General features: G+C 48.3%; 3 protein-coding genes. 1 reads left to right on the forward strand and 2 read right to left on the reverse strand.

What is annotated here, in order from left to right; all coding sequences use genetic code 11:
• Window positions 1–112: 112 nt before the first annotated feature.
• Entirely contained in the window at window positions 113–421 is a 309-nt protein-coding gene (locus U9Q18_04230) for an RNA-binding protein (GenBank protein ID MEA3313564.1), read from the forward strand.
• 249 nt (window positions 422–670) lie between these two features.
• On the opposite strand, the gene U9Q18_04235 is transcribed toward U9Q18_04230, so the two are convergent.
• Both U9Q18_04235 and U9Q18_04240 read right to left on the reverse strand, forming a co-directional pair.
• Window positions 671–1,129, reverse strand: coding sequence for a GNAT family N-acetyltransferase (locus U9Q18_04235; GenBank protein ID MEA3313565.1), 459 nt, complete (start codon window positions 1,127–1,129; stop codon window positions 671–673).
• A 191-nt stretch (window positions 1,130–1,320) separates the two neighbouring features.
• Window positions 1,321–1,506: hypothetical protein (locus U9Q18_04240; GenBank protein MEA3313566.1), on the reverse strand; the 186-nt coding region annotated here is incomplete at its 5' end.

The following is a 1,506-nucleotide window of genomic DNA, read 5'->3' on the forward strand; positions in this document are numbered from 1 at the left end:
GGCTGGAACCAAACCCAGCCCTTAGAGTCTCAGAACCGGAAGAATTTGACGTATTCTAATGAGTTTGGCTGCATGAAGGGTGAGACTGCAAAACGGAAAGGGAGTTAATATTGTGAATATATATGTAGGTAATTTATCTCGCGAGGTTGCCGAGGATGAATTGCGCCAGGCATTTGAGGCTTTTGGGCAAGTCACATCGGTAAACATCATTAAGGATAGGTACAGCGGCGAATCTAGAGGTTTTGGGTTTGTTGAGATGGCAACGAAATCTGAGGCCCAGGCTGCAATCAACGGGCTTAATGGAACATCACTGGGAGAGCGAACTCTCAGTGTTAGTGAGGCACGCCCTCGCTCCGAAGGCGGCAGGAAGCCCTATGGTGGTGGTGGGTTTGGTGGAGGAGGTAGACGGCGCAGATACTAAGCTAATAGCATCTTACAAATTACGGCCTTTATAACAGTGCACTAGAGATCCATGCTGAGGAAGGGAAGTCTGTATTTCCCTGTACCTTAGAGCTATTATTGCTACTGGCTACTTCTACAACATCGCTGTCACGCGGCACCAATACTAGAGACGATAGCGTCAAAGCTGTCGTCGAGGGCCAGGAATAAATAGAACGGTCCCCATTCAAGAACTATCGAGGCATTCTTCAGGTATTGGGGGACCTTTTACCTAAATCTCAACGGTCTTATCAAAATTAACAATATGGCTACGCTGGAAACCCTGTCGCTCCAAGAGGGCTTGCAGCTCTTTGTTATCTTCTGGAACGAGGGCGCGAAGCGTGCCAACACCTTCGGCTTGGCAACAATCCAGGAGCGCCTGAATTAATTTGCGGCCAATGCCGCGCCCCCGATAGTCAGGGTGAATAAGCATAGCGTGAGTAATGCACACTTCAGTAAGCGGTACCATTAGATACATTGACCGGTTGATCGCAAAGCCAACTATTTTACCATCAACCTCAGCTACAAAACTCAAGTCAGGTGGTGTCCCAGGGTTAGCGGAAGCCAGGTCTTCATAACTGATAACATCGCGCCCAGAGCCTCTAACTATCCTATCAAGAGCTAGAACCTCATGAATGTCGCTACGTACCATGCGCCGAATATTTACTTTAGCTTCTTTCACGTTGCTCATCTTAAACACCTCCAACGTTATCGCTGCCTAAAACAATCCCTCCCCTGTGGAGGTGGTATCAGATAACCCATCATGCTGTGTTGGCATATTATACCCCTTTCTCCAACTCTCTATCAAGACCTTGTGCTGGCCAGTGATTCTTAGCAACACAGAACTTTAAGCCTGGCTGGATTTTCTCTAGGAGAGCAACTTCAGGTAGCCGAGCACAGGTAGTGCCAATGCCCGGGGGATACCCCCTTTTGGCTTACGAAGAAACGATAACAACCGCCTAGATAACGTTGCGACTGGCTTCCCATGAGTGGAGCACAATAAAAATCGCCTAAAACACGCTTTAGAAGAGGCAGAGAAGCCCTTCCCTGGTTCTCCCTAATTCCTCT

Source organism: Caldisericota bacterium (genome assembly GCA_034717215.1).
Lineage (GTDB): Bacteria > Caldisericota > Caldisericia > Caldisericales > Caldisericaceae > UBA646.